This is a genomic window from Rhodopseudomonas sp. BAL398 (assembly GCF_033001325.1).
Lineage (GTDB): Bacteria > Pseudomonadota > Alphaproteobacteria > Rhizobiales > Xanthobacteraceae > JARJEH01.
Genome location: NZ_CP133111.1, coordinates 700,949 through 723,857 on the forward strand (window position 1 = coordinate 700,949; position 22,909 = coordinate 723,857).

20 protein-coding genes are annotated in these 22,909 nt (G+C 64.7%); 12 read left to right on the forward strand and 8 right to left on the reverse strand.

Features of this window, described 5'->3' with window-relative positions:
- Window positions 1-1,604 precede the first annotated feature (1,604 nt).
- The 7 genes from RBJ75_RS03280 to RBJ75_RS03310 all read left to right on the forward strand — a co-directional run bounded on the left by RBJ75_RS03280 (window position 1,605) and on the right by RBJ75_RS03310 (window position 8,600).
- Window positions 1,605-1,802: a hypothetical protein gene (locus tag RBJ75_RS03280; protein ID WP_152647692.1), complete on the forward strand. Its 198-nt coding sequence runs from the start codon at window positions 1,605-1,607 to the stop codon at window positions 1,800-1,802.
- Window positions 1,803-2,550: 748 nt separating this feature from the next.
- Complete coding sequence (locus RBJ75_RS03285) at window positions 2,551-4,083, forward strand: RluA family pseudouridine synthase (protein ID WP_080901222.1); 1,533 nt, start codon at window positions 2,551-2,553, stop codon at window positions 4,081-4,083.
- A 232-nt stretch (window positions 4,084-4,315) separates the two neighbouring features.
- Window positions 4,316-4,615 (forward strand): hypothetical protein, encoded by a 300-nt coding sequence (locus RBJ75_RS03290; RefSeq protein ID WP_052628809.1) that lies wholly within the window; start codon window positions 4,316-4,318, stop codon window positions 4,613-4,615.
- Window positions 4,616-4,646: 31 nt separating this feature from the next.
- Window positions 4,647-5,432, forward strand: coding sequence for an ATP12 family chaperone protein (locus tag RBJ75_RS03295; protein ID WP_044405702.1), 786 nt, complete (start codon window positions 4,647-4,649; stop codon window positions 5,430-5,432).
- Window positions 5,433-5,490: 58 nt separating this feature from the next.
- A complete protein-coding gene (locus tag RBJ75_RS03300) occupies window positions 5,491-7,248 on the forward strand; it encodes a flagellar hook-length control protein FliK (RefSeq protein ID WP_044405704.1) in 1,758 nt (585 codons plus the stop codon).
- Entirely contained in the window at window positions 7,245-7,511 is a 267-nt protein-coding gene (locus tag RBJ75_RS03305) for an EscU/YscU/HrcU family type III secretion system export apparatus switch protein (RefSeq protein ID WP_044405706.1), read from the forward strand. Before RBJ75_RS03300 ends, RBJ75_RS03305 begins: the two co-directional genes overlap by 4 nt.
- A 273-nt stretch (window positions 7,512-7,784) precedes the next feature.
- Window positions 7,785-8,600, forward strand: a complete 816-nt coding sequence (locus tag RBJ75_RS03310; protein ID WP_276156282.1) for a penicillin-binding transpeptidase domain-containing protein — start codon at window positions 7,785-7,787, stop codon at window positions 8,598-8,600.
- A gap of 58 nt (window positions 8,601-8,658) precedes the next feature.
- Here RBJ75_RS03310 and RBJ75_RS03315 read toward each other — a convergent pair whose 3' ends face one another.
- Complete coding sequence (locus RBJ75_RS03315) at window positions 8,659-9,072, reverse strand: DUF4260 domain-containing protein (protein ID WP_044417385.1); 414 nt, start codon at window positions 9,070-9,072, stop codon at window positions 8,659-8,661.
- Window positions 9,073-9,368: 296 nt separating this feature from the next.
- Here RBJ75_RS03315 and RBJ75_RS03320 point away from each other — a divergent pair, with 296 nt between their 5' ends.
- A complete protein-coding gene (locus RBJ75_RS03320; RefSeq protein ID WP_044417387.1) occupies window positions 9,369-10,901 on the forward strand; it encodes an acyl-CoA carboxylase subunit beta in 1,533 nt (510 codons plus the stop codon).
- A gap of 43 nt (window positions 10,902-10,944) precedes the next feature.
- On the forward strand, window positions 10,945-11,688 hold the full coding sequence (locus tag RBJ75_RS03325) for a helix-turn-helix domain-containing protein (protein WP_080901234.1): 744 nt from the start codon (window positions 10,945-10,947) through the stop codon (window positions 11,686-11,688).
- A gap of 376 nt (window positions 11,689-12,064) precedes the next feature.
- On the opposite strand, the gene RBJ75_RS03330 is transcribed toward RBJ75_RS03325, so the two are convergent.
- The 5 genes from RBJ75_RS03330 to RBJ75_RS03350 all read right to left on the reverse strand — a co-directional run bounded on the left by RBJ75_RS03330 (window position 12,065) and on the right by RBJ75_RS03350 (window position 16,184).
- Window positions 12,065-13,099 carry an IS110 family transposase gene (locus RBJ75_RS03330; RefSeq protein WP_276156421.1) on the reverse strand — a complete coding sequence of 345 codons (1,035 nt, stop codon included), beginning with the start codon at window positions 13,097-13,099 and terminating at the stop codon, window positions 12,065-12,067.
- A gap of 168 nt (window positions 13,100-13,267) precedes the next feature.
- A complete protein-coding gene (locus RBJ75_RS03335; RefSeq protein WP_044417285.1) occupies window positions 13,268-13,570 on the reverse strand; it encodes a HigA family addiction module antitoxin in 303 nt (100 codons plus the stop codon).
- A gap of 18 nt (window positions 13,571-13,588) precedes the next feature.
- Entirely contained in the window at window positions 13,589-13,873 is a 285-nt protein-coding gene (locus tag RBJ75_RS03340) for a type II toxin-antitoxin system RelE/ParE family toxin (protein WP_044417287.1), read from the reverse strand.
- Window positions 13,874-13,994: 121 nt separating this feature from the next.
- Entirely contained in the window at window positions 13,995-15,227 is a 1,233-nt protein-coding gene (locus RBJ75_RS03345; protein ID WP_044417289.1) for a glycerophosphodiester phosphodiesterase family protein, read from the reverse strand.
- A 96-nt stretch (window positions 15,228-15,323) separates the two neighbouring features.
- On the reverse strand, window positions 15,324-16,184 hold the full coding sequence (locus tag RBJ75_RS03350) for an SDR family NAD(P)-dependent oxidoreductase (RefSeq protein ID WP_201776336.1): 861 nt from the start codon (window positions 16,182-16,184) through the stop codon (window positions 15,324-15,326).
- A gap of 266 nt (window positions 16,185-16,450) precedes the next feature.
- Between RBJ75_RS03350 and RBJ75_RS03355 the strand changes: the two genes are divergently transcribed.
- Both RBJ75_RS03355 and RBJ75_RS03360 read left to right on the forward strand, forming a co-directional pair.
- A complete protein-coding gene (locus RBJ75_RS03355; RefSeq protein ID WP_234707524.1) occupies window positions 16,451-17,020 on the forward strand; it encodes a hypothetical protein in 570 nt (189 codons plus the stop codon).
- Window positions 17,021-17,116: 96 nt separating this feature from the next.
- On the forward strand, window positions 17,117-17,926 hold the full coding sequence (locus RBJ75_RS03360; protein WP_276156551.1) for a DUF1295 domain-containing protein: 810 nt from the start codon (window positions 17,117-17,119) through the stop codon (window positions 17,924-17,926).
- A 79-nt stretch (window positions 17,927-18,005) separates the two neighbouring features.
- Here RBJ75_RS03360 and RBJ75_RS03365 read toward each other — a convergent pair whose 3' ends face one another.
- Window positions 18,006-18,299, reverse strand: coding sequence for a GCG_CRPN prefix-to-repeats domain-containing protein (locus tag RBJ75_RS03365; protein ID WP_044417447.1), 294 nt, complete (start codon window positions 18,297-18,299; stop codon window positions 18,006-18,008).
- Between the two features lie 340 nt (window positions 18,300-18,639).
- Window positions 18,640-19,059: a hypothetical protein gene (locus RBJ75_RS03370; RefSeq protein ID WP_052629049.1), complete on the reverse strand. Its 420-nt coding sequence runs from the start codon at window positions 19,057-19,059 to the stop codon at window positions 18,640-18,642.
- 294 nt (window positions 19,060-19,353) lie between these two features.
- Between RBJ75_RS03370 and RBJ75_RS03375 the strand changes: the two genes are divergently transcribed.
- Entirely contained in the window at window positions 19,354-22,842 is a 3,489-nt protein-coding gene (locus RBJ75_RS03375) for an indolepyruvate ferredoxin oxidoreductase family protein (RefSeq protein WP_044417446.1), read from the forward strand.
- Window positions 22,843-22,909: the final 67 nt, after the last annotated feature.

Sequence of the window (22,909 nt, forward strand, 5' to 3'; positions counted from 1 at the left end):
GGTAGAGCGCACGCCCTTGCTCGAAGCGCATGGGCGAAAGCGTGCCCACCATCGAGCCACCACGCGACAGGACATCGCGATCGAGACGACGTGGGCACGGCGCAAGCGCGCCTTTGTCCACCCCACGCTTGCTACGTTAATCCGCCCTAGGGGCTACGCTTCTGCGTGCCTTCTGGAAATGCGAACGAATATCAATGGTCTGTTTTGATCTCGAACGGCTTCTGCGGTTCTGTTAGATTCGCGCATTGTGCGGATGTTGCTTCGTATCATCGGGAGTGAACACGATGAAGACTTTCGCGATCGTGGTGGTCCTCGCATTGGTTGCCAGCGCAGCGTCGGCTCAGACTCGCGCAAGGCAGACCGTCCCAGGATATGGACCCAAATGTTTCAAGACATTCAATTATCGAGACTGCGTAAAAGTCTGCAGTTCGGGCGCCTGCAACCCGAATGCGACGCCCAGTTCTTGCTCCACATTCTGCGGCAAGAAATTTCGCAAGTGATAGGCCGCCTGCCGGCCAGATCCAGGCATTGGGCGGGTTAGTAGTGGGGGGGCAAAGCGAAGCGTGCCCACACCCTGGTATTGAATTAACCGATGCGCAGCGCGTGGGCACGGCGCAACCGCGCCTTTGCCCACCAAGCTTGCTAACCGTGCGCTTGCTGGCGTCATCGCACCTGTTGGCAGTATGGCGGTCAATGAAATGTCGGATTGCGATTGCTTCGATCGGCCGCATCATTCGAGGCGCAGAGCTGTCCTGCGCGACGCAATCAATGGCGAGCGACGTTTTCGATGAGAGGATTTTCGGCGATCTGCCTCGCGGTCTTCGTATCTCTGGCGTTCGGGCCGGCGCAAGCGGAGTCATTTTTTCGCACGGCCCGATCCGGTCAACCCACCAAAATGTATATTTACGTTGCGTGGAAGAAAGATTGTTCACCAAATCGGGGCGTAGTGCGGGTGGTAACAAAGCCGCGACACGGGAGGATCAAGCCGAACAATGACATTTCTTTCCGCGTCAAATATAGCCGGTTTCGGACCGGTGTTGCTTGCATCGGACAGTGGATGAAAGGCTTTCAAGTCGAATATACCTCCATCCCAGGATACCGAGGGGTGGACAATTTCGCGCTCCAGATAACGTACGGAAACCTGCGACCGTTCATAGATACGTTTGCGGTTTCCGTTGAATAGCAATCGGCGCGTAGGCGGGTGGCGAAAGCGCACCCCTCCGATCCGCAGGCGCAGGGCCGGTTAGTAGAATTGCCCATCACCTTGACGTTGAAGTAATGTAGGGTGGGCAGAGCGCACGCCCTTGCCCGAAGAGCATTGGCGAAAGCGTGCCCACCATCGAGCCACCACACGACAGTACATCGCGATTGAAAACACGTGGGCACGGCGCAAGCGCGCCTTTGCCCACCCTACGCTTGCTCCGCGCCATCGAACAAAAAATTCGTTCGGCGCCCGTGAACATCGAGACGCGTGACTTTGGAGATCAATTTCGACGCGAACCGTATGAATCGCGTTGAGCACGGAAGCGATGATTGTTTATTTCTCAGATTTTGCGGTTCAATTTGGTCGTCGGTCTCAATCCAGAGATCAACGGAGACGTGAAATGTATGACGAAGCGATTGGAAAACTTACGACAGGTCGCGATATAATTGCCGCGGTTTCACTGAATCTCGTGCTCGACAATCAGATGCGGGCAAACAGATCCGAATGCGCGGATCGGATGGATCTGGCCATTGAGCAACTCGCGAATGTTGCGAACCAATTGCGCCGAAAACCGACTCCGGCATGGCGCCGCATCTAGATTAACGATGATCACAAGGGATGATGTCGGTCTTGACAATATTCCCATAGGACCTTATACCTAATTCCATCCCGTTCACGAGGGGCGTTTCATGAGACGTCTTGAGGCGGAGCGGGGTGCGGCGCCTGCGGGCGGGCGGTGGACGTCGCCGCGCGCACTCGGGACGCTCTGGGTCGCCGTCCGGCCCCACTACGGGGGTCTGCCACTTGCTAGTTGGCTGGACGCGGCACGGGTGAACGGCGGGAAATCCGTCGGGATCGGCGGGTCAAAGGGCTCGCGCCTGTGCCCGGAAGCACGGCCCTGGGGCGCAAAATCGCCGTGGTGGAGCGCCGGCAGGCGTTTCCGTGGCCTCTGCGACGCTGCGGCGCCGGAAGCTGCGGCCACTCGATCAAGGCGCGCCGGTCGGCGCTCCGCCGCCCCTCACGAGGGGCAATATCCCGCACAACTCGGGCGCGATCCGCCGCGAGGCCGGCTTTGCTCGCCCGGATGGGGCGATAAACCGTGACCCTGAGCGGCTTTTGCGCTACGCACACGCTTCCTCCGGAGCCAGATCATGAGCCGTCGCGTCAAAAGACCCCTTGCAAAACGCGGCCCCGGCAGCGATCGCGGCAGGACCGAGCGTCCCAAGCGCGAGCACAACAAGGCCGAGCGTCCCGCCGGCGAGCGCAGCAAGGGCGAGCGCACCAAGGCGGCGCGGCCGTCCTTCGGCGATCGCGCCAAGGCAGGGCGGACCAATAGCGATCGTCCGATGGCGGCGCGGCCGCCGCGCGAGCGCGCCTCCGAACGTTTCGCCGAGCGACCTGAGCGGTCCGAACGCCCGCAGCGTGCCGAACGCCCGGCGCGCTTCGAGCGGTCCGAGCGTCCCGATCGCGGCTTTGGCGATGGTCCGGCGCGGCCGTCCTTCGGCGATCGCGCCAAGGCCGGCCGCACCAATGGCGATCGGCCGATGAGCGCACGTCCGCCGCGCGCCCGCAGTTCCGAACGCCCTGAGCGCGCCGAACGGCCGGAGCGCGCTGAACGGCCGGACCGCGCCGAACGACCGGCGCGTTTCGATCGCGCCGAACGCCCGCAGCGCGCCGAGCGTCCCGAACGTGGCGACCGCGCCGAGCGCGCACCGCGTCCGGAACGCGGTTTCGGCGGCAAGCCGCCGCGCGGCAAGCCGCTGCGTGGCAAGCCCGACGCCGCCGCGCCGCGCGCGCCCCGCCGTGAGCCCAAGCGCGAACGCCCGCCATTCGATCCCGAGACCTTCGTGCCGGAACCCAAAGTGGTCGCCGAGCCGGTGCCGTTGCCCACCAAGGTCGAGACCGTGCTGGTGACGCCGGACGAAGACGGCATGCGGGTCGATCGCTTCCTCGAGGGCCGCTTCCCCGGCCTGTCGTTCTCCCACATCCAGCGCATCGTCCGGAAGGGCGAGCTGCGCGTCAACGGCAAGCGCGCCGATTCCAAGGATCGGCTCGAAGCCGGCCAGAGCGTGCGGATTCCGCCGCTCAAGCTCGATACCCCGAAAGGCGGCGGCGAACTCTCCGAGGCCGCGCAGAAGACGATGGACGCGCTGAAGGCGATGATCATCTTCGAGGACGCCGACGTCATGGTGCTGAACAAGCCGGCTGGCCTTGCCGTGCAGGGCGGTTCCGGCACCACGCGCCATGTCGATCTGATGCTGGAGGTGATGCGCGACGCCAAGGGCCAGAAGCCGCGTCTCGTCCATCGGCTCGACAAGGAGACCGCCGGCTGCCTGCTGATCGCCAAGACCCGCTTCGCCGCGACAAAACTCACCGGCTCGTTCCGCGAGCGCTCGGCGCGAAAAATCTATTGGGCGCTGGTCGCCGGCGTGCCGAAGCCGAAGCAGGGCCGGATCTCGACTTACCTCGCCAAGGAAGAGAGCGAGGACGACACCATCATGCGGATCGCCCAGCATGGCGACGAGGGCGCCAGCCACGCGGTGACCTACTATGCGGTGGTCGAGACCTCGGCCACCAAGCTGGTCTGGGTGTCGCTGAAGCCGGTGACTGGCCGCACCCATCAGCTGCGCGCCCACATGGCCCATATCGGCCACGCCATCGTCGGCGATCCGAAATATTTCAACAAGGAAAACTGGCAGTTGCCCGGCGGTTTGCAGAATCGACTGCATCTCTTGGCGCGCCGCATCGTGATCCCGCATCCGCGCGGCGGCGTGATCGACGCCACCGCGCCGCTGCCGCCGCACATGCTGCAGAGCTGGAACCTGCTCGGCCTCGAAGCCGACCGCTTCGATCCGATCGACAACGCGCCGGAGGAGTAATGCCTTGCGCGGAGCCCGCGCGATGCCGACATGTCTATCGTCATCACGCCGTGTCCCGGGCGCGATGCGGCACGCAGTGCCGCTTCGCAGAACCGGGACCCCGGTTCAACCGGCGCGTCCCAAGCGGGGCCCCGGCTTCGCAGCGCACCACGCCGCCAGCGCGGCGCGTTGCGCCGCATCCGGGGCACGCTGAAACATTGAGGTCGCTGAACGCATGATCATTCGAACCCAAATGCTGCGACGCGTGGCGATCGCGATCGGCCTGTGGCTGGCGCTTTCGGGCATTGCGGTGGCGCAGCTCATTCCGATTCCGCCGCCGCCGGCACCGCCGCCGCCACCCGCGCCGCCGCCGCCGAAGATCGAGGTGCCGGTAGTACCGAAACTCGATGCGCCACCGCAGCAACCGAAGCCACGGCTGCGCCAGCGCAGCTCGTTCGGCGACCGCGTCGTCAGATGCCTGGATGATGCCGCCGCGGCGGGCCTGGATTCCAGCGACCGCGCCACCTATTCGCGCGTCTGCGCCAATCAATGAGCTTTGATTTCAGTGAGTTGCGAGCAAACCTATGCGTGAATTGTTCGATGACGTGACGGGCCGATCGCCGCTCGATCCCGAGGAGACGGTGCGGCGCTCGACCCGCGGTCCGCAGCTCAAGCGGTTCTATGCCGAAGCCGGCGTGGCCGAGACAGCGGAGGGCTTCGCCATCACGCTCGACGGCAAGCAGGTCAAGACGCCGTCGCGCCGCACGCTGGCCGCGCCCGATCGCGCGCTCGCCGAGGCGATCGCGGCGGAATGGCAGGCGCAAAGCGAGCTGATCAATCCGATGACGATGCCGCTGACGCGGCTGGCCAACAGCGTGCTCGACGCGGTGGTCGACCGCGTCGACGCGGTGACCGACGACGTCGCGCAATATTTCGAATCCGATCTGTTGTTCTACCGCGCCAGCCATCCGCAGGCGCTGGTGGCGCGCGAGGCGGAGCATTGGGACCCGGTGCTGTTCTGGGCCGCGCAGACGCTCGGCGCGCATTTCATTCTGGCCGAGGGCATCGTCCATGTCCGCCAGCCCGAGAGCGCGGTCGCAGCAGTTCGCGCGGCGCTGCCGCGCGAGCCGTGGTCGATCGCCGCGTTCCATGTGGTGACCACCATCACCGGCTCGGCATTGCTGACCCTGGCGCTGACCCATGGCGCGCGCGATCCCGATCAGGTCTGGGCCGCGGCCCATGTCGATGAGGACTGGAACATCGGCCAATGGGGCCTCGACGAGGAGGTCGCGGCCCGCCGCGCCGCCAAACATGTCGATTTTGCCGCCGCCGCGCGGGTTCTGGCGATGAGGGCCGCGCCCAGCAGTTAACGACAGGTTTACGAGCGTCGGATAGGCTCGCCAGACCTCACGCGGTGAAGTGCAGCTCATGCCGATCTCGGTCAATCCGAATCTGACGATCACCGCTCCGCAAGGGGGCAGTACCGGCGTGGTGCTGCAGCCGGGATCGGTGGTCCAGGCCAAGGTGCTGGCGCTGCTCGGCAACGACCAGGTGTGGATCGCGGTCGGCGGCCAGTCGATCGAGGTCGCCAGTCAAATCCCGTTGCAGGCCGGCCAGACCTTGCAGCTGGCGGTGTCGCAGGCCCAGGACGGCAATGGCCTTCGTCTGGCGGTGGTCAATCAGCAGGCCAGCGCCGCCGTCAATCCGGCTCTTGCGGGTGCGGTGCGCGACAGCGTTACGCTGGGGCCGCAGGCCATCACCATCACGCAGGCCGCGCCCAGCATTGTGGCCGCCGCCAATGCGCTGACGCCGCAGCAGGCTGCCGCCGTGGTCACCGCGGCGCAGGCCGCCGCCACCCAGCAGACCAGCCTGGCGCCGCTATTTGCCAATCTCGACGTCGCGGCGTCGTTGAGCGGCCTGCCGCCGAAGCTGCAACAGGCGGTTGCGCAATTGCTGGCGCAGCGCCCCAGCCTCGATGGCAATCTCGGCGGCGCCGATATCAAGCGCGCCTTCCAGAATTCCGGCCTGTTCCTGGAGGCGTCGCTGGCCTCTGGAACGGCGCCGGCATCGACCCCCGATCTGAAAGCCGCGCTGGTCGTGCTGCGCCAGATCCTGACCACGTCGCTTGCCACACCGGCGCAGAGCGCCGCGGTGCCGGCGCAAAGCGTCGCTGCGCAAAGCGTCGCGGCGCAATTGGCGAGCGTGCAGGGGCAGGCCGCGCAAGCACTGGCCTCGGCGTCAGCGGCCGAACCCGCGACCGTCGCGTCGCAACTGCCGACCACGGCGTCGCCTACGCTGGTGCCAACGACTGCTGCCGCGACACCGGCGTCGTCGACGCCGGTTCAGGCGGTGTTGACCGCGCTGCAAGAGGTCGGCGTCGCCCCTGCGACAGGTCAGGGCATATCTGCGGCCCCGACCGAGGCCGCCCGCGCCGCGGCCAGCAATGCTGCGCTGAGCCAGTTGCAGGAGGCGATCTTGGCTAATCCGCAGGCGGCCGGCGCGCTGTCGCGGCTGGCGCTCAGCAATCCCTTGATGCTGTCGCTGTTGCCCGGACTGGCCGGCGCCCGGATGGTGAAGAACGACGATACCGAATTTGCCCCTGGCAAATTGCCGCCGCCGCCGATCGCCGGCGCCTTGCCGAGCGCGCAGCCAGTGATGGCGCCGACGCTGGTGGCGCATGCGCCGATCGAGGCGACGCTGCACCGCCTGCTGACCGATACCGAAGGCGCGATCGCGCGGCAGACCCTGCTGCAGGTGGCGTCATTGCCGGATCGCGGCGATGCCGCGCAGCCGCGACCGGACGCGGCGCAACCGCGCTGGAATTTCGAGATTCCGTTCGCGACGCCGCACGGCACCGCGATCGCGCAATTCGAAATCGCCCGCGACAGCGACCAGGGCGGCCCGGACGGCGACGCCGCCAAACAAGTGTGGCGGGCGCGGTTCTCGCTCGATGTCGAGCCGGCCGGCCCGGTTCATGCGCTGGTCTCGCTCCACGGCGACAAGACCTCGGTGCGGATCTGGGCGGAACGCCCCGCCACCACCGCGCAACTGCGCGACGGCGCCGCGCAACTCAGCCAGGCACTCGTCCGCGCCGACTTGCATCCCGGCGATATCGTGATCCGCGATGGCGGCCCGCCGCCGCCACCCCCGGCGCCGGCCGGCCATTTCCTGGATCGTGCGCTATGAGCACCTTCGACAAAAACCAGCTCGCGGTCGCGCTGCATTACGATCATTTCGGCGCGCCGCGCGTGGTGGCGAAGGGCAAGGGTTCGGTCGGCGCCAAGATCATCGAGATCGCCAAGGCGCACGACATTCCGATCGAGGAAAACGAGGTGCTGGCCGGCGCGCTGTCCAATGTCGAGATCGGCGACGAAATTCCCGAGGAGCTGTACAAGGCGGTGGCCGAAGTGCTGGTGTTCGTGCTGCGGCTGTCGGGACGCGCGCGTTAGGTCGTCGTTGCATTGAGTGATGCGCCGAAAGTAGCTCGTCATTCCGGGGCGCGAACAGCGTCAGCTGTGAGCGACCCCGGAATCTCGCGAAAGCGCATGGCCCAGCCGCAAGAACCCAGGTTCGCTCGCCCCATCGCGCGTCGAAGACGCACATAAACGCGCTGCGGGGCTCGCGCCCCGGTCTGACAATGGACTTGATGGGACGAGGCGCCGTCATCGTTTCACCACGATGCCTGGCGACATCCCGATCCCGCAACAACGCATGGTGCCGCCTTGATCACTCGTCGTCATGCTCTGGGCCTTTGCGCCGCCGCCTTGCTGCCGTCCCGCGTCGCGGCCGAGGTGGCGCCGCCGCTCAGCGAGATCCGCGCCGCTCTCGCCAAGTGCTTTGCCGATGAAGGCACCGTCGGCACCTTTGTCGGCTACAAGACCGACGACTATCTGATCATCGCCAGCGACACCGAGCGGTCGGGGCAGGGGTTTCTGCCGGCCTCGACCTTCAAGATTCCGCATTCGCTGATCGCGCTGGAGACCGGCGTGGTCGGCGATCCCGACAAGGACGTTTTCAAGTGGGATGGCGTCAGCCGCAGCATTGAGGCGTGGAATCGCGATCACACCTTGCGCAGCGCGATCGCAGCCTCCGCGGTGCCGGTGTATCAGCAGATCGCGCGCCGGATCGGGCAGGAGCGGATGCAGAAATATGTCGACCTGCTCGACTACGGCAATCACGACATCGGCGGCGGCATCGACCAGTTCTGGCTCACCGGCGCGCTGCGGATCGATCCGATCCAGCAGATCGATTTCCTCGACCGGCTGCGGCGCGGCGTGCTGCCGGTCGGCAAGCGCAGCCAGGAGCTGGTCCGCGATATTCTGCCGGTGACCAAACTCGGTGATTCGATCATCCGCGCCAAATCCGGCCTGCTCGGCGCCGAGATCGGCAAGCCGTCGCTGGGCTGGCTGGTCGGCTGGGCCGAAAAGGGCGCGGCGCGCACCGTGTTCGCGCTCAATCTCGACGTCCGCGAGCCGCGCCATATCGGCCTGCGGGCAAGCCTGGCTCAGCAATGCCTCGCCGATATCGGCGCTGTCTGACGCATGATCCAGAAAAGTGGATTCCGGTTTTCCGACAAGATCATGCGCAACCAAAATGTCAGGTCGCGGCGTCCTTGCCGATGCGGCCGAGATGGGTGAATTTGAAGCCGTCGGCATATTTCAGCCCGAAGCCGAGCACCCGGTCGAAGCCGATATGCGCCAGCCAGATCAGCGCGATCGGGCCGGCGGCCGGCGACAGCAGGATCACGCCGGCGACGGCGAGCAGCAGCGGTCCGATGGTGGAATGCAGCGCATTATAGGCGATCGCGCCGACGCGCGGGCCGGCCAGATAGCCGAGCAGCGCCAGGTCCGGGGCGAAGAACAGCAGCGCGTAGAGCTGCCACGGCGCGTCCGAGATCAGATAGAACAGCGTCGGGCCGAAGAACAGCGCCGCGCCTTCGACGCGCATCAAGGTGCGGATGCCGCCGGTCACCGCGCCATTGCGGGTCGGGATCGTGGGATCGGCGGTCATCACTGGTTCTCCTGCGCGGACCTGCGATATAGGGCGCATCATCGCGCCGCGCCATGGGTCTGGCGCAACCAGGCAATGCAGGCTTGGCGGGAGCCGCCGGGCGCAACGCGCCGCGGTGTTCCGCGACCGCAAGGTGGCGTAATGCTGCGCCGAAATGGCTATCCGGGACCGCCGCAATGCCGTTTCACACCGCAATACCCCGTGTTAGAAGGCCTTGAATGTTGCGGCGAAGCGGGGGCAATACCGTGGCACGCACGCGACGGGCGAAACGACACCATTTAGCGCGGTTGGAGCACATGAAACACATCCTGGAAGCACTCGACGATCGGCGGGCGGCGGCGAAACTCGGCGGCGGCGAGAAGCGCATCGACGCGCAGCATTCGCGGGGGCGGTTGACCGCGCGCGAGCGCATCGACCTGTTGCTCGACAAGCATTCGTTCGAGGAGATGGACATGTTCGTCCAGCACCGCTCGACCGAATTCGGGATGGAGAACACCAAGATCCCCGGCGACGGCGTCGTCACCGGATGGGGCACCGTCAACGGCCGCAAGACGTTCGTCTTCGCCAAGGATTTTACCGTGTTCGGCGGCTCGCTATCCGAAACCCATGCGGCGAAGATCACCAAGATCCAGGACATGGCGCTGAAGGCCCGCGCCCCGATCATCGGCCTGTACGACGCCGGCGGCGCGCGGATCCAGGAGGGCGTCGCGGCGCTCGCCGGCTATTCCTACGTGTTCCGCCGGGTGGTGCAGGCTTCCGGCGTGATCCCGCAGATCAGCGTCATCATGGGCCCCTGCGCCGGCGGCGACGTCTACGCGCCGGCGATGACCGACTTCATCTTCATGGTGAAGAACACCAGCTACATGTTCGTCACCGGCCCCGACGTGGTCAAGACGGTGACCAACGAAGTTGTCACCGCGGAAGAACTCGGCGGCGCCTCGGTCCACGCCACCCGCTCGTCGATCGCCGATGGCGCGTTCGAGAACGACGTCGAGACGCTGCTGCAGATGCGCCGATTACTCGACTTCCTGCCGTCGAATTCCAGCGACGGCGTGCCCGAATGGCCGAGCTTCGACGACATCGAGCGCGAGGATTTCTCGCTCGACACCCTGATCCCGGAAAATCCCAACAAGCCCTACGACATGAAGGAGCTGATCCTCAAAGTCGTCGACGAGGGCGACTTCTTCGAATTGTCGGAAGCCTTCGCCAAGAACATCGTCACCGGCTTCGGACGCATCGCCGGGCGCACCGTCGGCTTCGTCGCCAACCAGCCGATGGTGCTGGCCGGCGTGCTCGATTCCGACGCCTCGCGCAAAGCCGCGCGCTTCGTGCGGTTCTGCGATTCATTCAACATCCCGATCGTCACCTTCGTCGACGTGCCGGGCTTCCTGCCGGGCACCGCGCAGGAATATGGCGGCTTGATCAAGCACGGCGCCAAATTGCTGTTCGCGTTCTCGCAATGCACCGTGCCCCTCGTCACCCTGATCACCCGCAAGGCCTATGGCGGCGCCTTCGACGTGATGGCGTCGAAGGAAATAGGCGCCGACATCAACTACGCCTGGCCGACCGCGCAGATCGCCGTGATGGGCGCCAAGGGCGCGGTGGAAATCATCTTCCGCCAGGACATCGGCGACGAAGAAAAAATCGCCGCCCGCACCAAGGAATACGAGGACCGCTTCCTGTCGCCGTTCATCGCCGCCGAGCGCGGCTATATCGACGACGTCATCATGCCGCACGCCACCCGCCGCCGCATCGCCCGCGCGCTAGCGATGCTGCGCGACAAGCACGTCGAGGTGCCGTTCAAGAAGCACGACAATATGCCGTTGTGAGGGAGAAGATTGATCGGGTGTTTCCATTATTTGGAAGAAGGTGATGCCTAACAAGCTCGGTGATGCGATTAGGAGGTTGCGACTTGCGCAAGGGCTGACATTGGCTGAGTTGGGTGAAAAACTCGGCATGACCGGACCAGGAGTTCGCAACTGGGAGATTGGACAGATCGTTCCAAACAATTCGAAGTTACGTAGGCTTGAGGAGATAGTAGGCCGATTGACCTTAGCCAAGGAAAGCGAAGGATCTGATTTGCCTACGCCGCCCCCGAAAAATGTGTTTGGGGTTTGGTTAAGTCGAGCGCGAAGTGAAGCTGGAATGTCAGTTCCAGAATTGGCAAGAGTTTCTGGCCTTTCAGCAGTTGCCATCTACAACATTGAGTCGGGACGGAGCCAGAATCCTCAAGCCGAGACTAAGTCGAGGCTCGAAAAGGCTCTCAAGACGGCGATCCCGGAGGACGTTAAGACGGAGGTGGCTGAAGAACAAGAGATTGCGGGGTTAGGTGCCTTAACTGATTTCGATCCCCACGATCGAGGTGCACTACCAAAGGTCGCAGGTGTGTACGTTTTCTATGATATCAGTGAGCGGCCCGTTTACATTGGAAAGGCTGCGAATATTGCAGATCGGGTGATAAACCACTCTGACAAATTTTGGTTTAAGTCTCCCATCGTTTTCAATGCGTCCTATATCGCAATTGAAAACGACGATATGCGGCATAAAATTGAGCAAGTTCTGATAAAATTCTTGAAGTCAAATGCTGTCATTAACAAGCAATCTGTCGATCGATAGTGCGACTCGCGAGTCTAGCGAGCGTGCGACAAGCGTAGCTCGGATGGAGCGAAGCGCAATCCGGGTTCGTTTTGGTCAGGGCTGCCGGCGTCATCCCGCATATCGCTGCGCTCATGCGGGCTTCTGTAACGGGCAGTGGTTAGTCAATCCCTTTTTACGTGATCCTCTCGCCGGCGACTTGCTTCTGTCCGGGATCGGCGCGGTGGCCGTCACCTTTAGGGGTGCGTAAGAGGAGCCGGCCGGCCAATCTACGGAAGCGTGGTTGTGAGCCGACTTCCCGCATGGCGGCCTGACCGGATCCATCGTCCCGGCGAAGGGACCTCGCGCGGGGAAGACCTGGTGTCGTGGGCCTCCCCGAACCGATGATTTCTCCCTGTTAAGCTGCCAGCGCCTTGGCGTTGGGGTTGAACGGCTTGGTGTCGGCGAGCATGCGATGCAGGACGACCGCGAGCTTGCGCGCCAGCGCGACCTTGGCCTTGCGCAGGCCGGCGCGCCGGGCGATCCGCATCGCCCAGCTCTTCAGTTCGGTGCAGTTCTTGACCGGCTTGGTCAGCATGACATGAGCCGCCTGATAGAGCGCCTCGCGCACCGAAGCATCGCCGATCTTGGTGATGCGGCCGGTGTAATCGGTCTGTCCCGATTGATACTTCTTCGGCGTCAGGCCGAAATGCGCGCCGGCCGCCTTCGACGAGTTGAAGCGCGCCGGATCGTCGATCGCGCAGGCATAGGTCAGCGCCACGATCGGGCCGACCGACGGCGTCGTCATCAGCAGCCGCGCCTGCGGTTGCGCTCTGGCGAGCTGCACGACTTGTTTGTTCAGGCATTTGAACTCGCGCAGCAGCACCGCATGAACCGCGAGCAGCGCCTTCGCAATCGACGCCAGCGCCGCGTGTCCGGCGACCAATTCTTCGATCCGCGCCGCGAAGCTGCGCTCGGTGGTCCTGCCGACCTTCAGCCCGAAGCCGCGCAACACCCCACGCAGACTGTTCTCGACGTCGAGCAGCTTCGACTGCAGCAGCTTGCGCGCGGTCAACACCGCCCGAACCTCCTGCGCTTCGATCGACTTGCAATGAACCGGCCGGAACCAGCCCAGCCGCATCAATTGCGCGATGGCGCGGGCGTCGTTGCGATCGGTCTTCACCGACATCGCCTTGAAGGCGTCGCGGACATGCCGGGTCTCCAGTAGTTCGACCGCAAGACCGGCACCGCGCAACCCGGCGTATAACCATTGCGACAGCGGTCCCGCCTCAAGGCCGATCCGTTCGAGAGTCCAGCCCTGCGACCCGAACCAGGCAATCAACGCCTCCGGCTCGCTCGCGACCTTGGCCTCGCGCAAAATCTTGCCCGCGCCGTCGACGATGCAAACCGCAGACTGTTCCAAAGACACGTCAATTCCTGCATAGTGGTACATGGTCGTCCCTCGATGATGCTTGGAGCGGGCTTGCCCAACTCCGGTTCATTGACACCATCATTTTGAGGGACGACCGCCTCCCGGGGAAGCCGCACGCGAGCGCGCTCTCAAATCGCGCCGTAGCGAGCGTGCGGCTCCAGCGGCCGGCCCGTTACCCCATCTACACGGTCAGGCTGCGCTTCGCTTCACCGGCTTGATGCCCTTCAGATCCGCGGCCGTGCCGTCCTCGGCGACTTCCAGATCGTATTGCGTTTGCAGATTCATCCAGAATGTTGGCGTCGTGCCGAAGTATTTGGCTAGCCGCAGCGCGGTGTCGGCGGTGACCGGGGTTTCCTCGCGGGCGAGGCGTTCGATCCGGGTGCGCGGCACGGCGCAGGCGCGTGCAACCGCATAGGGCGACAACGCCATCGGCAGCAGGAATTCCTCGCGCAGAATCTCGCCGGGATGAACGGGGGGTAATTTCTTGGCCATGGCGGTCGTCCAATTGTCTCAATGATAATCGACGATATCGACCTCGTCGGGGCCAGCGGGCGTCCAGCGAAAGACGACCCGCCACTGGTCGTTGATCCTGATCGAATGACGCCCTCTTAGGTCACCCTTCAAGGGCTCAAGCCGATTGCCCGGTGGTGCGGCAAGGTCGAGCAGGGCCGCCGCGTTGTTCAACTGCACCAGCTTGCGGCGCGCAACCGAAAGCAGATCGGGCGGGAAACCTTTTGGAGCCCGACGCTCGCTGAGGATGGCCTGCGCGAACTTGCCTCGAAAGCCGACAATCATCGGCGCCTCGGATTATCGTATCGTGGCACGATACCATAACGGGGGCGTAAGGCAAGTCGTTGCCCGCGCTCTTCGCTTTATGGCGGGCTACGGAATGAACCCATCCGCCCCGCGGACGCTGCTACTTCATCCCCATGCAATTGGCATAAAACGTCGTCGTCGCCGGCCAGTCGGAGAACATCGCGCGGATGCCGACCTGGCGGGTGAGGATGTCGAGCACGGTGAGGGTGTCGCCGTCGCGGTCGATCGCGGGTTTGATCGAGGCATGATAGAAGCCGCCGCCTTTCGCGAGCGGGCCGTCGCGTTCCAGCGACCAGCCGATCAGATCGAGGCCGGCGGCCTTGGCGGCGCGGGCGTAAGGCGAGGGCACGATGGCGCCGGTTTCGTCGAGCGTCAGCATCAGGGCGATCGGCGGCGCCAGGATGTTGACGCCCTGCGCCTTCAGCTCGGCCATCGAGGGTTTCCAGCTTTCGGGCTTGTTCGGATCAAGGCCCTTGGTCTCGTAGCGGTCTTCCAGAAAGACCGCCTGCGCGGCGAAGTCCGGCGCGGTCCTGATCCAGTACAGGATGTCGGCGAGGGAAAAGCTCTGCGGAAACACGTCCTGCGGGGGAATCCCGGCGGTCTTGTACTCCGCCAGCATCTGGCTCGCATAGGCCTCTTGCGTATAGTCGCCGTCGAACGGCATCGGCACCTCGGGAGCTTTCAACTCCGGGGTGAATTTTCGGCCGAGACTCTTGATCAGCGCGATGCTCTCGGCATGGGTCATCAGCGTCGCAGAACTCGCATAGAGGTCGGTGCGCCAGCGCGGCGTGGCATTCTGATAGTCGGCGATCGTGGTGGCGTTGGGATTGGATGCATCCATCTTCGCCGTCAGCGTCTTGAATTCCGCCAGCGTGATGTCGCTGGTGCAGCATTTCGCCGAGGCCTTCTTGCCGGTCGCCGGATCGGCCGGGCTGAACGGCTGGCTGCATTTGGCCGCGAGAGCCGGCACCGAGAGGATGTTGGTGGTGGTGTGCAGGTCACATTGCGAATGCCGGCACACCAATTGCCGGTCCTTGGTGAAGGTGACGTCGCATTCGATCACGCCGGCACCCATCCGCGCCGCCGCAGAATAGGATTCGCGGCTGTGCTCGGGAAATTGCAGCGGCGCGCCGCGGTGGCCGATCGAGAACGCGGTGGGATGGAACGGGCCGCGGCATTGGCCGAGCCGGGTCTTCAGCGGACCGTCCTTCATCTTGTCGACGAGATAGAACGGACGCGGACCGACCTCGGCGGTTTGCGCTTGCGCGGTGGCGGACGCGATCAGGCTCAAGGCGAGCAGGGCGCAACATCTGAGCAGCAGGTTGGCGGACATGGTGGGCTCCCGGATCGCGTCGGGCCTATATCATATCGCCGATGACACCCGCATGGCAGCCGGACGTTGGCGGTTGCCCGGCTTGGGGGCGCCGCCTCACGCCTCCGGCATGATATTGCCGCCGCAGACCGGGACGCGGACGCCGGTGATGAAGCCGGCGAGGTCGGAGGCCAGGAAGGCGGTGAGGTTGGCGACGTCCTGGTCGTAGCCGCGGCGCTTGAGCGCGACGCCGCGTTCGTAGTCGGGCTGCACCTCGTCGCGGTCGCGGCGGTCGCGGTCGGTGATCATCCATCCGGGCGCCACCTGATTGACCGTGATGCCGTGCTCGCCGAGTTCGCGCGCCAGCGAGCGCATCATGCCGTCCATCGCGCATTTCGCCGCGGTGTAGGGCGCGCGGTTGATCAGCGCCTGGCTGGTGACTTCGGTGCCGAGCGAAATGATCCGGCCCCAGTTCTGGTCTTTCATCGGCTGCGAAAACACCCTGGCGGTGGCCCAGGCCTGCAGCACCGAGGAGCGGAACACGCGGTCGAACTGATCGGCGTCCTGATCGACGACCGGGCCTTCCGCGAACCAGGTGACGGCATTGTTGACCACGATATCGACCGGGCCCAGATTGGCTTCGATCTGCTCCCGCATCGCTTCGACGGCCTTGATGTCGGCGATATCGCCGAACACCACGCAGGCCTCGGCGCCGGCTGCCCGCAGCTCGTTGCAGAGCGTGAGCGCCGCCTCGCCGGAGCGATAATAATGGATGGCGGTCTTGGCGCCGCAGCCCGCGAGGGTGCGGGTGATGCAGCGGCCGATTTCGCCGGTGGCGCCGGTGACCAGCGCGACCCGCCGCGACAGGTCGATCGACAGCGGCGTGTGCTGCGGGGCTAGCCGGGCCGGATCGTCCGGCATCGGTCCGAGCAGGTTGCGACGGATGCGGCGCGCTACGCCGGCAATGATACGCGTCATGGCGGTCTCACCGAAATGGACGCAAACGACAAATGGGTCGAGATGCGCAGCAAAGGCCAAAGGACGGCGGACAATCCGTTCGAATTGAAGGAGCGTCAACGCATTCGCAATATTAACCTTAGGCATCATGGCTAACGCGCCTGAACCACCGGGTCGTCGGCAGAAGCGTCGCGCCGCCATCACGACAGCGCGCTTTTCTGCCAAATCCGTGCCGTATCGATTGACGGCAGGGGAACGAAGCAATTTAAATCGCCGGATAGTCCGTCATGCCGCGCAAGGCCTCCATGCTCCGTCTGATCCTGCTGTGCCAGCTCGCCAATGTCCTCGTCGCCGCGCCGGCCCACGCCGCGGAACACGAGAAGCTGCTGCTGCGGCCGCCGCAGGGCTTCCAACTGGTTTCCGAGAGCAAGACCGACAACGAGAAGAACACCCTGCTGCTGCCGCGGGGCGAGAGTGTAGACCATTGGACCGAGCGGCTGACCGCGCAGATCTTCTATAAGATGAATGACGTCGCGCCGTCCGCCTTCCGCAACCGGCAGGAGAAGGCCGCGGCCGACACCTGTCCCGGCGCGCGCTTCAAGACCATCAAGACTGGCACCGAGAATCTCTATCCGATCGCAATCTGGAGCCAGACCTGCCCGCACGCCAAGCCGTCCGGCCGGCAAGAAACCAACTGGTTGAAGGCGGTCCGGGGTCGCGACAATTTCTATCTGGTGCAGTTCGCCTACGGCTTCGAACCCAACGCCAAACAGATCAGGACCGCGCGGAAACTCCTCGATGCCACCAAAGTTTGCGATACCAGGGTGCCGGGCCAACGCTGCAAGCTCGGTCGGTAAGTGCGCGACCCCAGCGGATCGGCCTTTGCAAAGCGCTGAAGAAGCGACGATGACTCGGCGTGCGATGGCGCCCCGGTCGACGCAGGCGCGGCCCGGATGACGATCCCGTGGCACATGGTGTTGCTGGCCTTCGCGGTCTGCCTCGTGGTCGCGGCGCCCGGTTTTCGCCGGGTGTATTATTTCGTCAGCCTTTGCTATGCGGGCGCGATCGCGGCGCAGAGCCTGGTGATCGGCCTGGCCTATCGCGACAGCATCGCCGGCTGGGTGCTGATCCAGCTGCTGCTGCTGCTGGCCTACGGGGTGCGGCTCGGCGGCTTTCTGGCCTGGCGCGAACGCGATCCGGTCTACCAGGGCGAATTGGCGGTGGCGGAGCGGCGCACCTCCACGGTCACAATCTTGCAGAAGACGGCGATCTGGCTCGGCGTCAGCGTGCTGTTCACGCTGCTGTTCCTGCCGGCGCTGCTGACCTTGTCGGCGCAGGCGCAGGCACGCGCGTTGCACACGGTGGCGCTCGGCGTCGCGGTGATGCTGATCGGTCTGGTGCTGGAATCCGTCGCCGATGCTCAGAAATATCGCTTCAAGGCCGACAATCCGACACGCTATTGCGATGTCGGACTGTATCGCTGGGTGCGCTGCCCGAACTATCTCGGCGAGATGCTGTTCTGGTTCGGCGTCTGGCTGTCCGGCATCTCGGCCTATGGCGGCACGGCGGCGTGGCTGCTGACGACGCTGGGCGTGGTCTATATCGAGGTGCTGATGGTGGCCGCGGCCGCGGGGCTGGAGCGCAAGCAGGAGGAACGCTACGGCGCGCAGCCAAGCTATCGGGACTATGTCCGCAGCGTGCCGATCCTGCTGCCCTGGCTGCCGCTGTATTCGCTGCGCAGGCTGTTGATCTCGTTTCGATAGGTGTTGATCGCCGGGGGCGTGATCGGCGCAAAGAAAACCCCGCTGGCGCGGGGTTTTCGATGTCGATCGGTTCGGACGCTTAGCGGATGCAACGACCGCGGCGGAACACGAAGCCGCGCGGGCAGATCCGGCCGGGACGAACCACCACCGGGCCGCGACGATAGACCGGGCCATGGCGATAGACCGGGGCGCGACGCGCCATCGGGCGGCAGCGTCCCATCGGGCCGCGCGCCCAGCCGGGTCCGCAACCCTGCGCGACCTGAATCACGCCGGCATGATCGGCGGCGCCGAGCGGCGCCAAAGGCATGGCATTGGCCGCGCCGAAGCCGGCGAGGGTGGCGGCAAAAACGACGGCGGCAAAGATCTTCCTCATAGCATTTCTTCCTTCTTGAGCCACGCGGCTCTGAATAATCGTACGATGGTGACGACCTGTCAGGTGTGGCGAAAACATCGAATTGAACAAACACGGATCAGGATCCGTGTCTCAGTAAATGAACGAGGTGGGCTGAACGCTCGATGAATGCCTGACGCCCGCCAGGCGCTGGCAATGCTCGGCGGAAGAGAAATCTGATGCTGAGACATCAGGTCGCGACCCGATCGCCGCCACACGACGGCAAGGCGCGGTAAGCGCCTCACCATCTGGTGGTCTTTTCCGATCAGCGGACGCCGTGGGGCGTCCGCGGATCGTCGGCGCTGCGGCGCGCCGCCGCAGATTATTGCGGCGCGCGATCGGCCGGCGCGCTGGACGTCGAAGGCTGCGATGGCGCGGCACCCGTCGTGGTGCCGGGCTCCCGGTTATACGGCGTCACGTCGCGAATCGCCGGCGAAGTCGCCGCGGGATTGGTCGGTGAGTTCTGCGCGTCGGTCTGGTTCTGCGGGGCGTTCTGCGACGCCGTCGACGCAGCATCGGGTGTGGTAGTCGCCGCGGTCAGGCCATAGAACACCGCGCCAAGCACCAGCACGATCGCCAGCGCGAAGGCGGCAATGCGGCCGCGGCTGGCCGGTCCTTCCACCAATTCGGGATCCACTTGCGGCGGTTCGCGAAAGCGCGATGTCGAGGACTGATCGATCGGGTCGGGACCGGGTTGATTGGGCACGGGACGATCGTGATTCGGATCGGGATGTTGCGCCATGGGGGCCTCCTTTCGGCTGCCGGTGATAATTCGGAGCCCGAGCAAGCGTTCCCCGCGACCCAGTTCCACGACGATTCGCCGCCCGTAAAAGCGCGGGACATATTATTTGCGCGCAGCACCCTCATCGCATCGCACGCAGCCAGTGTCGGCGCGGTTTTTCGCAACGAAATTGCGCGAGGCAACGCATAGCTTCATCGCGGCATTTTGTGATGTGTTCGGCATGGAAACCGACATAGACTGTTTCCAGATATAAAATGCGGCCGAACGGCCGGGCGAAATACGCATGAGGGTGGAATGGGAATCGACCAGGGTCCGATCAGTCTGGATCAGAAATACACGCAGACCTCGGGGCACATCTTCCTCACCGGGATCCAGGCCTTGGTACGGCTGCCGATGGCCCAGGTCCGGCGCGACCGCGCCAGCGGGCTCAACACCGCGGGCTTCGTGACCGGCTATCGCGGCTCGCCGCTCGGCGGCTACGACCAGCAGCTGATGGCGGCGCGGCATCACCTCGACCAGCTTGGCGTGAAATTCCAGCCCGGCGTCAATGAAGACCTTGCCGCCACCGCGATCTGGGGCACCCAGCAGCTCAATCTGTCGCCCGGCGCCAAATATGATGGCGTCACCGGGATCTGGTACGGCAAGGGGCCGGGCGTCGATCGCTGCGGCGACGTGTTCCGCCACGGCAATGCGGCGGGCTCGGCCAAGAATGGCGGCGTGCTATGCCTGGCCGGCGACGACCACGGCGCCAAATCCTCCACCGTGCCGCATCAATCCGACCACGCCTTCATCGCCGCCCTGATGCCCTATCTGTATCCGTCCTCGATCCACGAGATCATCGAGATGGGCCTTTTGGGCATAGCGATGTCGCGCTATTCCGGCTGCTGGGTCGGCATGAAGGTGATCACCGAGACGGTCGAGACCACCGCCGAGATCAACCTCGCCGACGAAATGACGCCCTTCATCATTCCGAGCGATTTCGAGTTGCCGCCGGGCGGACTCAATCTGCGCTGGCCGGACGACCGCTACGATCAGGACCGCCGGCTGCAGGACTATAAGGGCTTTGCGGCGATCGCCTTCGCGCGCGCCAACAAGGTCAACCGCATCACCATGGATTCGCCGAATGCGCGGTTCGGCATCATGGCCTCGGGCAAGAGCTACGAGGATGTCCGCCAGGCGTTGCGCGAACTCGGCATCACCGAGCAGGTCGCCGCCAGGATCGGCCTGCGGCTGTACAAGATCGGCATGCCGTGGCCGCTGGAGCCGCAGGGCGTTCAGGAGTTCGCCCGCGGGCTCGAGGAGATCTTCGTCATCGAGGAGCGCCGCGAGATCATCGAGAACCAGGTCAAGCAGCAGCTGTTCAACGTCGGCGGCCCGCGCCCGCGTATCATCGGCAAGATGGATGATCACAATCATCGCTTCCTGCCGTTCGCCGACGAGCTGAGTGTCGCCAAGGTCGCGACCTCGCTGGTCGATCGCTTGCTGGCGATGGAGATCGATCCGGAGATCGCCGCGCTTTTGCGCGCCAAGGCCGATTGGTTTCACGGCCGCGACGCCTCGCAGGTGCAGAACGTGGTGCCGATCACCCGGACGCCGTATTTCTGCTCGGGCTGTCCGCACAACACCTCGACCAAGGTGCCGGAAGGCAGCCGCGCGCTGGCCGGGATCGGCTGTCACTTCATGACGCTGTGGATGGACCGCAACACTGAGACCTTTACCCATATGGGCGGCGAGGGCGTGCCCTGGGTCGGCATCGCGCCGTTCACCGAGGAAAAGCACATCTTCGCCAATCTGGGCGACGGCACTTACTTCCATTCCGGCAGTCTGGCGATCCGGCAGTCGATCGCCTCCAAGGCCAATATCACCTACAAGATCCTCTATAACGACGCCGTGGCGATGACCGGTGGCCAACGCCATGACGGCGAATTGTCACCGCAGCAGATCACTTTCCAGCTGCATGCCGAAGGCATCCGCGACCTTTATCTGGTGTCGGAAACGCCTGACGCCTATCCGGCCGGTTCGATCGCGCCGGGCACGCATCTGCGCCATCGCGACGAGCTCGACGCGGTGATGCGCGAATGCCGCGACATCAAGGGCGCGTCGGCGATCGTGTTCGTGCAGACCTGCGCCGCCGAAAAGCGGCGGCGCCGCAAGCGCGGCACGCTGGAGGATCCGCAGCGCCGCGTGCTGATCAATGCCGCCGTCTGCGAAGGCTGCGGCGATTGCTCGGTGCAGTCGAACTGCATCTCGGTGGAGCCGCTGGAGACCGCGCTGGGGCGCAAGCGGGCGATCAATCAGTCGAGCTGCAACAAGGATTATTCCTGTCTCAAGGGTTTCTGCCCGTCCTTCGTCACTATCGATGGCGGCAAGCTGCGCCGCCGCGCGCCGGTGGATTTCGGTGCCATCGACGATCTGCCGGAGCCGGCATCGCGGCCTGGTCTGGAGCGGCCCTATAACATCGCGGTCGGCGGCGTCGGCGGCACCGGCGTGCTGACGATCGGCGCGCTGTTGGGCATGGCGGCGCATATCGAGGGCAAGGCCTCGATGATCCTCGACATGTCGGGGCTGGCGCAAAAGGGCGGCGCGGTGCTGAGCCATGTCCGGCTGTCGGGCGCACCCGAGGACGTCACCTGTTCGCGGATCGTCACCGGCAGCGCCGATCTGCTGATCGTCGCCGACGAGGTGATGGCGATCTCCAAGGAGACGATCTCGCTATGCGAGAGCGGCCGCACCCATGGCGTCGTCAACACCCATCTGATCCCGATCGCGGATTTCATCCGCAACCGCGATTTCGATTTCCAGACCCGCAAGGTCAACAATGTGCTGGAAGCGGCCCTGCGCAAGGAATCGGCGTTCCTCGATTTCACCAAGGCGGCCGAAACGCTGCTCGGCGATTCGATCGCCACCAACATGATGATGATGGGCTTTGCCTATCAGCAGGGCCTGCTGCCGCTGAAGGCGGAATCGATCGCGCGGGCGATTGAGTTGAACGGCGTGGCGATCAAGATGAACTCGCAGGCGTTCCAGCTCGGCCGCTTGGCGGCGGCGGATCCGGCGCGGCTGGCGTCGCTGCTGCAAGGCGCCGATCAGACCGTGGCGGTGAAGACCCAAAGCGAGATGACGCTCGACGAGCTCATCGCCCATCGTAGCGCGATGCTCACCAATTATCAGGGCAAGAAGCTGGCGGCGCGCTATCAGGCGCTGGTGGCCAAGGTCCGCGCCGCCGCCGATGCCGGCGGCTATGACGAGGCGCTGCCGCGCGCGGCGGCGATCAACTACGCCAAGCTGCTGGCTTATAAGGACGAGTACGAGGTGGCGCGGCTGTTGACCGATCCCGGTTTCGAACAGCAGATCCGCGACACGTTCGATGGCGACTACAAGGTCAACTTCAATCTGGCGCCGCCGATCCTGCCCGGAATCGACGCCTCCGGCCGGCCGAAGAAGCGGCAGTTCGGACAGGCGATCCGGCCGCTGTTCCGCACGCTGGCCGCGCTGCGCTTTCTGCGCGGCACGCCGCTCGATCTGTTCGGCCTGCATCCCGAGCGCAAGCTCGAACGCGATCTGATCACCGCCTATGAGACGGACGTGGCCGCGGTGCTCGAACAATTGTCGCCACGCACCATCGACACCGCAGTCGAGATCCTGTCGCTGCCGGACCTCATTCGCGGCTACGGCCCGATCAAGGAAAAATCGGTGCAGGAGACAAAACTCCGTCACGCGGAATTGCATCGCGACCTCGCCCATCCGCGTCCGCCGCTGCCGCGCCAGATCGCGGCGGAATAGGCGGATCTCAAAAGGCGCCGTCATTGCGAGCGGAGGGCGGCGCGTAGCGCCGTCCGGAAGCGAAGCA

Excerpts from the sequence above, each read along its gene's own strand:
- RBJ75_RS03375 (WP_044417446.1), top strand. The coding sequence starts at position 19,354 with ATGGGAATCGACCAGGGTCCGATCAGTCTGGATCAGAAATACACGCAG.
- RBJ75_RS03335 (WP_044417285.1), bottom strand. The coding sequence starts at position 13,570 with ATGGCCAAGAAATTACCCCCCGTTCATCCCGGCGAGATTCTGCGCGAG.
- RBJ75_RS03280 (WP_152647692.1), top strand. The coding sequence starts at position 1,605 with ATGTATGACGAAGCGATTGGAAAACTTACGACAGGTCGCGATATAATT.
- RBJ75_RS03300 (WP_044405704.1), top strand. The coding sequence starts at position 5,491 with ATGCCGATCTCGGTCAATCCGAATCTGACGATCACCGCTCCGCAAGGG.
- RBJ75_RS03295 (WP_044405702.1), top strand. The coding sequence starts at position 4,647 with ATGCGTGAATTGTTCGATGACGTGACGGGCCGATCGCCGCTCGATCCC.
- RBJ75_RS03360 (WP_276156551.1), top strand. The coding sequence starts at position 17,117 with ATGACGATCCCGTGGCACATGGTGTTGCTGGCCTTCGCGGTCTGCCTC.
- RBJ75_RS03350 (WP_201776336.1), bottom strand. The coding sequence starts at position 16,184 with ATGACGCGTATCATTGCCGGCGTAGCGCGCCGCATCCGTCGCAACCTG.
- RBJ75_RS03330 (WP_276156421.1), bottom strand. The coding sequence starts at position 13,099 with ATGTACCACTATGCAGGAATTGACGTGTCTTTGGAACAGTCTGCGGTT.
- RBJ75_RS03345 (WP_044417289.1), bottom strand. The coding sequence starts at position 15,227 with ATGTCCGCCAACCTGCTGCTCAGATGTTGCGCCCTGCTCGCCTTGAGC.
- RBJ75_RS03315 (WP_044417385.1), bottom strand. The coding sequence starts at position 9,072 with ATGACCGCCGATCCCACGATCCCGACCCGCAATGGCGCGGTGACCGGC.
- RBJ75_RS03325 (WP_080901234.1), top strand. The coding sequence starts at position 10,945 with ATGCCTAACAAGCTCGGTGATGCGATTAGGAGGTTGCGACTTGCGCAA.
- RBJ75_RS03355 (WP_234707524.1), top strand. The coding sequence starts at position 16,451 with ATGCCGCGCAAGGCCTCCATGCTCCGTCTGATCCTGCTGTGCCAGCTC.
- RBJ75_RS03365 (WP_044417447.1), bottom strand. The coding sequence starts at position 18,299 with ATGAGGAAGATCTTTGCCGCCGTCGTTTTTGCCGCCACCCTCGCCGGC.
- RBJ75_RS03285 (WP_080901222.1), top strand. The coding sequence starts at position 2,551 with ATGGCGGCGCGGCCGCCGCGCGAGCGCGCCTCCGAACGTTTCGCCGAG.
- RBJ75_RS03320 (WP_044417387.1), top strand. The coding sequence starts at position 9,369 with ATGAAACACATCCTGGAAGCACTCGACGATCGGCGGGCGGCGGCGAAA.
- RBJ75_RS03305 (WP_044405706.1), top strand. The coding sequence starts at position 7,245 with ATGAGCACCTTCGACAAAAACCAGCTCGCGGTCGCGCTGCATTACGAT.
- RBJ75_RS03290 (WP_052628809.1), top strand. The coding sequence starts at position 4,316 with ATGCTGCGACGCGTGGCGATCGCGATCGGCCTGTGGCTGGCGCTTTCG.
- RBJ75_RS03340 (WP_044417287.1), bottom strand. The coding sequence starts at position 13,873 with ATGATTGTCGGCTTTCGAGGCAAGTTCGCGCAGGCCATCCTCAGCGAG.
- RBJ75_RS03370 (WP_052629049.1), bottom strand. The coding sequence starts at position 19,059 with ATGGCGCAACATCCCGATCCGAATCACGATCGTCCCGTGCCCAATCAA.